This window comes from Streptomyces sp. NPDC101110 (assembly GCF_044759525.1).
GTDB lineage: Bacteria > Actinomycetota > Actinomycetes > Streptomycetales > Streptomycetaceae > Streptomyces.
Window position 1 is genome coordinate 319683 of the sequence record NZ_JBIVZM010000009.1, and the last position, 8399, is coordinate 328081.

Sequence of the window (8399 nt, forward strand, 5' to 3'; positions counted from 1 at the left end):
GGTGGTGGACTCCTGGGAACGGGCCCGGCACGTCCTGGCGGCGGCGGGCCTGGACCCCGGCCGCCTCGCCCGCCTCACCCCCCTCACCGGCGGCACCTACAACTCCGTCGAGGAACTCCGCCTCACCGACGGCAGCCGCTACGTGCTGAAGATCCCGCCCGCCGCGGCCGTGCCCGGTCTGCGGCACGAGAGGCGGCTGCTCGTCTCGGAGGCCGAGTTCTGCCGCCGGGCCGCCCACGCCGGGGTCCCCGCGCCGCGGACAGTGCTCGCGGGAGACGACTTCCTGCTGATGACGGCCGTGCCGGGCGCCCCCTGGGACGGCACCCTCACCGACCCGGAACAGACCGCCCTGCGCACCGAGCTGGGGCGCCACGTGGCCCGGCTGCACGAGGTGACCGGCCCCGGCCACGGTTACCCGTCCGGCGCGCTCGGCCCGCTCGCCCCCGACTGGCGGACCGCGTTCACGGCGATGTTCGACGCCGTCCTCGACGACGCAAGGCGCTACGGGGCCCGGCTGCCCCGTCCCGTCGACGCGGTGGCCCGCATCGCCGCGTCCGCGTACGGCGCCCTGGACGAGGTGACCCGCCCCCGCCTCGTCCACTTCGACCTGTGGCGGGGCAACATCCTCGTCGACCGTGCGGACGGCCGGGCCCGCGTCGGCGGCCTCATCGACGGGGAGCGCATGTTCTGGGGCGACCCCCTGGCCGACTTCGTCTCCCTGGCGCTGCTCGGGGACATCAGGAAGGACGAGGAGTTCCTGGCCGGCTACCGGGAGGCCGGCGGCCGGGCCCGCTTCGACACGCCGGCCCGGCAGCGCCTGGCCCTGTACCGGGCCTACCTGTACCTGATCATGCTGACCGAGACGGTTCCCCGTGAGGCCGGGGAGGAGCAGCGGCGCTGGGTCCAGGAGACGGTCGCCCCCGAACTCGTCGCCGCCCTGGACGAGATCGCGGAGACCTCCTGACTCCGCCGTACCGGACGGCTGACCCCGCCGTACCGGACGACCGGTTAGCTCACATCGTGAAATAAGGGGTGGGGGAATATCGCGCCGAGCCTGCCCCCGACGGTATGTTGCAGGTCGGGCAGGGGATGCGAAGGGAGCCACATGGCTGCGCGGAACGGGCGCACGGTACGCGATCTCAGGCGGGCCAACCGCACGGCCGTGCTCCAGAGGCTCTACTTCGACGGCCCGCTCAGCCGCTTCGAGCTCGGCCCGGCGACCGGCCTGAGCTCCGGTTCCGTCAGCAACGTCGTCGCCGACCTGGTGGCCGACGGGCTGGTCGAGGAGGCCGGCAGCGTCGACTCCGACGGCGGCCGCCCCCGCACCCTGCTGCGCGTCGCGCCCGGCAGCGGCCACATGATCGGCGTCGACGTCGGCGAGACGCGGGTCCGGATCGAACTCTTCGACCTCACCCTCACCGAACTCGCCCGCGCCGAGCGCCCGCTGTCACCCCAACGCTACGAGGTCGAGGCCATCGTCGACCACGTCCGCCACGGCATCGCCGAGGTGCTGGACACCGCCGGTCCCGCGCCCGAACGGCTCCTCGGCGTCGGCATCGGCGTCCCCGGCATCGTCGAACGCACCCCTGAGCGCGGCGCGCTCGTGCACGGGCAGACCATCGGCTGGGACGCCGTCCCGCTGGAGGCCCTGCTCCGGGCCGGCTCCCCACTGCCGGACACCGTCCCGTACTTCATCGACAACGGCGCCAAGACGCTCGGCCAGGCGGAGATGTGGTTCGGCGCCGGCCGCGGCGCCCGCAACGCCGTCGTGGTCCTGTTCGGCTCCGGTGTCGGCGCCAGCCTCGTCACCCCCGACGTGGAGCAGGGCCGCGCGGTCGAGTGGGGACATCTGACCGTACGGGTGCGGGGCCGCCGCTGCCGGTGCGGGGCGCTCGGCTGCCTGGAGGCGTACGCGGGCGCCGAATCGCTGCTCGCTCGCTGGCAGGAGGAGGGCGGCCGGGTCCCCGAGGGCGCCGACGAGGAGACCGCCCTCACCACGATGCTCGCCGCGGCCCATCCGCCCGGGGGGACGGCGGCCGACCCGGTCGCGCTGGCCGTCCTGGAGGAGACCGCCGAATACCTCGGAGCGGGCCTGTCCGACCTGATCAACCTCTTCCAGCCCGAGCGCATCCTCATCGGCGGCTGGGCGGGTCTGGCCCTCGGCGCGCGCTTCCTGCCCGCCGTGCGCCGCCACGCCATGTCGTACGCGCTGCGTCACCCGGCCGGGAAGGTGACCGTCGACCTGGGGCGGCTCGGGCCCGACGCGGTCACCGTCGGTGCCGCGATCCTGCCGCTCGCAGACTTCTTCGCCCGCGGCGGACGGCGCCCCGAACCGGCACCGGAGTATCCGCTCCCCGCGTGGCGCACGGCACTCCAGGAGCGGACCCCGCGCTGAGGTTTCGGCGATCGGCGCGGAGGTACTCGCGTGGCGCCCGGACCACAGAAGGGAGCACGCCGTGACCGACCACCGCCTCGAAGGACCCGGCGAGAACGGTGAGCCCATCCCGCGGGACATGCCGGACCAGCAGGCCGACGACGGCGAGGACCCGTGGGAGGTCGCCCCGCGCTTCACGGGCACCGGCGAGAAGGAAGAGCGCCAAGGAGACGACCAGTCCGACGAGCCCGCCGGTGACGTCCCCGACACGGACGAAGCGGGGACGGGCCGGCAAGGAGCACCGCGCTCGGGGACGGTGCAGACCGATCACCCGGTGCCGGACGAGCCCTCCGCCTGAGGAGGGCATCCCAACCGAGGGCCGCAGCCGGCTGTGGGGGTCGGCTGCGGCCCTCGGGCATGTCCTGGGGCGGGCCCTGGCCAGGTGCAGCCTGCCGCTTCAGCCCACCTTGCGTCCGCGCAGCGGCTCCGTCCGCGCTCCCGCACCCTGCCGCAGGCCCAGCAGGAACTCCTCCAGCACCTCTGGAGCCGTGTGCTCCGGCCGCCAGCCCAGCTCCGTACGCGCCCGCGTGCAGTCCATGAGCGGCAGCCGCAGGACCGCGTCGAACAGATGCGGTGAGGCGGGCAGCAGATGCAGACCCCAGGCGGCGGCGATCGCCGACCGGGCCACGGTGCGCGACAGCCGCACCGGACGCGCGTCGAACATCTCGCCCAGCAGCCGCACGTCGACCGGCGGGTCCGCCGCCAGGTTGAAGGCGCCCCGGACATCGGAGTGCAGCGCGAGCCGGTAGGCGTTCGCCGCGTCGTCCGTGTGCAGGGCCTGCATCCGCAGCCCCGGGATGTCGGGCAGCACGGGCAGCAGCTCGGGGCGCGCCGCCGGGCCGGGCAGGAACCTGCCGCCGAAGATGCGGCGCTGTTCGCTCGCGGACTCCCGTTGGAACAGGAAGGCGGGCCGCATCCGCACCACGCGCGTTGCGGGGTGGTCGCGCTCGAAGGTGTCCAGCGCCCGCTCCAGATAGGCCTTCTCCCGGCAGTACGCGGCATCCGGCCACCCGTGCGTCGGCCAGGACTCGTCCACCGCCTCGTCCTTCGGGCCGGGCGAGTACGCGCCGACCGACGAGGCGTGCACCAGCACCGGTACGCCGGTGGTGGCCACCGCCTCGAAGACCCGCATGCTACCGAGCACGTTGGTGCGCCAGGTCGCCGCCGGGTCGTGCGTCGGCTGGAACGCCCAGGCCAGATGGACCACCGCGTCGGCGCCGGAGAACTGCTCCGCGAGGCCGGACCCCTCGGCGGCCAGATCGACGGCGGCCCAGTCCGTCTTCGGCGGCGACCAGTCGGGGATCCGCCGGGCCAGCCCCAGCACGGAGGCGATCCGCGGGTCCTCCGACAGCAGACGCACCACGCTCGTGCCGACGTTGCCGGTGGCCCCCGTGACGACGATCCTCTTGCCCGTTCCGCTGCTCACTGCGAGCTCCTCTCGGCCACCTGGTTCCACGAGAGGTGACCGAGTACCCGGGTTCCATGTCCCGGACCCCTGACCACCGGGGTACTCACCGGTCCTCGTCGCCCGGGACCGTCTCCGCCCAGAGGTTCTCCGCCTGGAGCAACAGGGTGCCCAGGACCGCCGTGTGGGCGGCGCCCTCCCCGGCGTGCCGGCGCAGCTTCTCCTGCAACTCCTCCTGCAGTTCCCGCATCGCCTTCTGCGTCTCGTCGTCCGGACGGGCGATCACGCTGCCGTCGAGCAGACTGTCGGCCTCGGCGCACAAGGCGTCTCCGATCAGCTCCAGCAGCCGCGCGTACGAGCGCAGGGCCGGGCCCTCCGGCGGGGCGGGGGACCGGTTGTCGTCCACGGACACAGCGAGGGCCCGGGTGAGCGTCGCGACATGTCCGGTGACCCGGGCGAGCCGCTCGTCCTCGTCCACCGCCGGCAGTACACCGCGGTGCGGTACGCGGTGCAGGGCGCGCAGCGGTCCGTAGGTCAGGCGCAGGCTCTCCTGGCTCCATCGGCGCGCCGAACGCAACGCCTTCAGCCGGTGGTCCAGCCGGTTCGAGGCACTCACCCAGCCGGCGGCGGTCTGCGCGTCCCACTCGCCCTCGTGCAGATCGCCGGCGACGGTGTGCAGCACCTCCCCCGCCTCCCGGGCGAGCGCCGCCAGGTTCTCCCGTACGTCCCGCAGGTGGATCGGGGGCAGGACGAGCGCGTTGACGGCGACGCCGATGACGGCGCCGATCGCAGCCTGGCCCACCCGGTGCCCGACGGCCGACAGGCTCACCATGCCCGAGGAAATGGTGAACAGCGCCGTGGTCGCCGCGTAGATGCCCTGGTCGCCGAAGCGCGGCCAGTTCGCCAGCAGCATCAGTACCGGTACGGACAGCGCGATCGCGCCGAGCGTGTCGTCGGTGATCGCCTGGGCCCCCGAGGCCACGAGCGTGCCGACGCAGATCGCCCCGAACTGCCGCGCCCCCTGCACCAGGGAGCTGAAGACGGTGGCCTGCACCAGCACCAGCGCCACCCAGGGCGCCATCAGCGCCAGCGGGTCGCCCATCCAGACGCCGCCCACCACCCAGGCGAGCACGGCAGCCCCGGCCGCCTTCAGCGACTGAACGACCAGGTCCCGCTCCCGCCCCGGCCCGCGCCACGCCGCCCGCACGGCCTCCCGGGCCGACCGCGAGTCCCGCCGCACGGCGTCCACCGGCCGCACCCTTCGTGTGCCCTGCTGCAGTTGTCCGATCCGCCCCTGGTCCCCGGCTGTTCCCCGGGGCCGCGCGTCCGGGGCCGCCCCCGTCTCTCCGTTCATGTCCCTCCCCCGGCGGAAGGCGCCCGCCCTCCGCCGTATCGCACTCGTCACACGCGTCACACGCGTCATACGCAGCGGGTATCCGTCTGACCGGCGGTTTCACGTCCCTTCATGCCAGTGGGCTGTCGCCGAGGGCGGACAGCAGGTGCGCGGGGTCGGCGTAGACCGCGTCCGCGCCGGACTCCGCGAGGTCGGCGCGCGGGATGCCGCCGCACAGGACGCCCACACAGCGCACCCCGGCCCTGCTGCCCGCCTGCATGTCCCACACGGTGTCGCCGACGAACACCGCCCGCCGGGCCGGCACCCCGGCCAGCTCCAGGGCGTGCTCGACCGGCTCCGGGGCGGGTTTGCCCTCGTTGACGTCGTCGGCGCTGGCGGTGGCGGCGATGGCCTCGTCCGCGTCGATCGCCCGGCGCAGCGCGCTCAGCTCCGCGCCCCCCGCCGAGGTGGCCAGCACCACCGTCCAGCCGTCCCGGTGCAGCCGCCGCAGCAGTGCCCCGGCCTCCGGCAGCGCGGGCAGCCGGTCGAAGTACTGCCCGTACAGCGCCTTGTGCCCGGCACTGATGTCCGCGTCCTGGTCCGTGTCCCGGTCGTCGCCCAGCAGATGGGCGACCAGGTCGGTCGACGGCAGGCCCACGGCCCGGTGGATGGCGTGCATCGGCACTTGGTGGCCCGCCTGCCGGAAGGCCTCCCACCAGGTCACGACATGCAGATGGTTGGTATCGACCAGCGTGCCGTCGACATCGAACACGGCCGCCCGTTCCGCGCGTCCCATAGGTACAGTCCCTTTCTCTCCGGCCGCGCGGGTACCACGTCAGCCGCCCGCCACGCCGGACGGCACCCGCCGCTCACGGGTCCAGGCCAGCAGCTCCTCGAGGGACCAGGTCGTCACCACCCGCTCGGGTGGCACCCCGCACTCCTCGGCCCGCGCGCACCCGTTGATCTGCCAGTCCAGCTGCCCCGGCGCGTGTGCGTCGGTGTCGATGGAGAACAGCACCCCGGCGTCCACGGCGCGGCGCAGCAGCCGCCGCGGCGGGTCCAGCCGCTCCGGCCTGCTGTTGATCTCCAGGGCCGTGCCCGTCTCCGCGAGCGCGGCGAACACCTCGTCCGCGTCGAACTCCGACTCCGGCCGCCCCCGCCCGGTCACCAGCCGCCCCGTGCAGTGCCCGAGCACGTCCGAGTGCGGATCCCGCACGGCGGCCACCATCCGCCGGGTCATCGACCGCGCGTCCATGCGCAGCTTGGAGTGCACCGACACCACCACCACGTCGAGCCGGTCCAGCAGCTCGGGCTCCTGGTCGAGCGCGCCGTCCTCGAGGATGTCGCACTCGATGCCGGTCAGCAGCCGGAACGGCGCCCAGGTCTCGTTGAGCTCCGCCACCACGTCCAGTTGCTCCCGCAGCCGCTCGGGGGACAGCCCGCGAGCCACCGTCAGCCGTGGCGAGTGGTCGGTCAGCGCCGCCCAGTCGTGGCCCAGCTCGGCGGCCGCCTTGCCCATCTCCTCGATCGGGCTGCCGCCGTCCGACCAGTCGGAGTGCAGATGGCAGTCCCCGCGCAGCAGCGCCCGCAGCTTCTCCCCGCCCCGGACGACCGGGCGTGCGTTCTCGGCCTCGCCCTCCAGCTTGTCCAGATAGCCGGGGACCTCGCCGGCCAGCGCCTCCCGCACGACCTGGGCGGTCTTCGGACCGACGCCCTTGAGCCTCTCCAGCGAACCGTCCGCCGTCCGCCGGCGCACCTCGTCCCCGCCCAGGTCCTTCAGTACGCGGGCCGCCGTACGGAAGGCGCGCACGCGGTAGGTCGGTGCCAGGGACCGCTCCAGCAGGAAGGCGATCCGGTCCAGTGCCTCGACGGGATCCATCGCCACCTCCACCTCAAGGGTTCCCCAGCGCCCGGCGGGCCGCACGACGGGCGCGCGGTTTGCCCGGTGGGCCCCCGGGTACTGCGATGCCTCGCCCCCATCCCTCGACGAGGAGGCCCGCCATGTCCGACCCCACCGCGCCCACGGGCAAGGTCGCCGTGATCACCGGCGCCGACTCCGGCATCGGCCGTGCCACCGCCGTCCACCTGGCGCGGGCCGGCATGGACGTCGGCATCACCTATCACACCGACCGCAGGGGCGCGGAGGAGACGGCCGACGAGGTGCGCGCGCACGGGCGGCGCGCCGAGGTCGCCCGGATGGACCTCACCCGGCTGCCCGACGCGGCGGACACCGTCGACGAGCTGTGCGAGCGGCTGGGCCGCATCGACGTGCTGGTCAACAACGCCGGTACCGGCACCATGACGCCCTTCCTCGACCTGGAACCGACCGATGTGCGCGAGGTCCTCGACGTGGATCTCGTCGGGCCGTTCCTGTGCGGGCAGAAGGCGGCCCGGCACATGATCGGGCACGGTGAGGGGGGCCGGATCATCAACGTCACGTCCGTCCACGAGCACCAGCCGCGTGTGGGTGCCGCACCGTACTGTGCCGCCAAAGGGGGGCTCGGGCTGCTGACCCAGGTCATGGCCCTCGAACTGGCCGAGCACCGGATCACCGTCAACGCGGTCGCGCCCGGGGAGATCTCCACGCCCATGACCGGGCAGGAGGACACCGACCCGCACACCGAGAGCCGCCCCGGCATCCCGCTCGGCCGTCCGGGTGACGCCCGAGAGGTCGCCGCGGTCGTCGCCTTCCTCGCCGGTCCGGACGCCTCGTACGTCACCGGCGCCTCGTGGAGCGTCGACGGCGGCATGCTGCGGATGGGTCCGCAGGCCGGTTCCCACCTGACCGGTCACGACTGGCGCCGCCCCTGAGCGGCCGCCGGTCCTCCGGATCCTGGACCCGCGCCAGGGCCGGTTGCGTTCTACGCTCGATGCATGACCGAAAGCGCGAGCCCGTACATATCCCACCCGCGGATCCTGGTGCTCGGGGTCCAGCCGGGCACACCGCCGTTCCGGATCGTCCAGATCGACGGCCAGGTGGTCGGGGAGGCCCGGGCCGTCACCGACGTCCTGGCGGCCGCGGCCGCGTACGGCATCCCCGTGCACGACATGGACGATCCGGACGTGGTCCGCTGGGTGGGCGGGGACAAGTTCACCTGGACCCTGCACTGAGACCGTCGCGCGCGGACACGACCTAGGTGTGCTGACCGGACAGGTTGGTGACGCGGCTGGCTGGGGTGTGGCCGCTGATTCCGGTGTGGGGTCGGTGGTAGTTGTACCAGTCCAGC

At 73.9% G+C, this 8399-nt stretch carries 9 protein-coding genes; 5 read left to right on the forward strand and 4 right to left on the reverse strand.

The window, feature by feature from the left end:
* Position 1 precedes the first annotated feature (1 nt).
* The 3 genes from ACIQU3_RS22985 (at position 2) to ACIQU3_RS22995 (ending at position 2732) form a co-directional block, all read left to right on the forward strand.
* Entirely contained in the window at positions 2 to 964 is a 963-nt protein-coding gene (locus tag ACIQU3_RS22985) for a phosphotransferase family protein (protein ID WP_403927488.1), read from the forward strand.
* Between the two features lie 141 nt (positions 965 to 1105).
* Entirely contained in the window at positions 1106 to 2395 is a 1290-nt protein-coding gene (locus tag ACIQU3_RS22990) for an ROK family protein (RefSeq protein WP_403927491.1), read from the forward strand.
* A 61-nt stretch (positions 2396 to 2456) separates the two neighbouring features.
* On the forward strand, positions 2457 to 2732 hold the full coding sequence (locus ACIQU3_RS22995) for a hypothetical protein (protein WP_403927494.1): 276 nt from the start codon (positions 2457 to 2459) through the stop codon (positions 2730 to 2732).
* Positions 2733 to 2831: 99 nt separating this feature from the next.
* On the opposite strand, the gene ACIQU3_RS23000 is transcribed toward ACIQU3_RS22995, so the two are convergent.
* The 4 genes from ACIQU3_RS23000 to ACIQU3_RS23015 form a co-directional block, all read right to left on the reverse strand.
* The gene (locus ACIQU3_RS23000) at positions 2832 to 3860 is read right to left on the reverse strand and encodes an SDR family oxidoreductase (protein WP_403927497.1); all 1029 of its coding nucleotides are present in this window, start codon (positions 3858 to 3860) and stop codon (positions 2832 to 2834) included.
* 85 nt (positions 3861 to 3945) lie between these two features.
* Complete coding sequence (locus ACIQU3_RS23005; RefSeq protein WP_403735330.1) at positions 3946 to 5193, reverse strand: aromatic acid exporter family protein; 1248 nt, start codon at positions 5191 to 5193, stop codon at positions 3946 to 3948.
* Positions 5194 to 5302: 109 nt separating this feature from the next.
* On the reverse strand, positions 5303 to 5968 hold the full coding sequence (locus tag ACIQU3_RS23010) for an HAD family hydrolase (RefSeq protein ID WP_403735327.1): 666 nt from the start codon (positions 5966 to 5968) through the stop codon (positions 5303 to 5305).
* Positions 5969 to 6007: 39 nt separating this feature from the next.
* Positions 6008 to 7051, reverse strand: coding sequence for a PHP domain-containing protein (locus ACIQU3_RS23015; protein ID WP_403735320.1), 1044 nt, complete (start codon positions 7049 to 7051; stop codon positions 6008 to 6010).
* Between the two features lie 122 nt (positions 7052 to 7173).
* On the opposite strand from ACIQU3_RS23015, the gene ACIQU3_RS23020 reads away from it, so the two are divergent.
* Together ACIQU3_RS23020 and ACIQU3_RS23025 are read left to right on the forward strand one after the other, a co-directional pair.
* Positions 7174 to 7983 (forward strand): SDR family oxidoreductase, encoded by an 810-nt coding sequence (locus ACIQU3_RS23020; RefSeq protein WP_403927500.1) that lies wholly within the window; start codon positions 7174 to 7176, stop codon positions 7981 to 7983.
* A 63-nt stretch (positions 7984 to 8046) separates the two neighbouring features.
* Positions 8047 to 8283: a hypothetical protein gene (locus ACIQU3_RS23025; protein WP_234845778.1), complete on the forward strand. Its 237-nt coding sequence runs from the start codon at positions 8047 to 8049 to the stop codon at positions 8281 to 8283.
* Positions 8284 to 8399: the final 116 nt, after the last annotated feature.

Excerpts from the sequence above, each read along its gene's own strand:
- ACIQU3_RS22990 (WP_403927491.1), top strand. The coding sequence starts at position 1,106 with ATGGCTGCGCGGAACGGGCGCACGGTACGCGATCTCAGGCGGGCCAAC.
- ACIQU3_RS23005 (WP_403735330.1), bottom strand. The coding sequence starts at position 5,193 with ATGAACGGAGAGACGGGGGCGGCCCCGGACGCGCGGCCCCGGGGAACA.
- ACIQU3_RS23010 (WP_403735327.1), bottom strand. The coding sequence starts at position 5,968 with ATGGGACGCGCGGAACGGGCGGCCGTGTTCGATGTCGACGGCACGCTG.
- ACIQU3_RS23015 (WP_403735320.1), bottom strand. The coding sequence starts at position 7,051 with ATGGATCCCGTCGAGGCACTGGACCGGATCGCCTTCCTGCTGGAGCGG.
- ACIQU3_RS23020 (WP_403927500.1), top strand. The coding sequence starts at position 7,174 with ATGTCCGACCCCACCGCGCCCACGGGCAAGGTCGCCGTGATCACCGGC.
- ACIQU3_RS23025 (WP_234845778.1), top strand. The coding sequence starts at position 8,047 with ATGACCGAAAGCGCGAGCCCGTACATATCCCACCCGCGGATCCTGGTG.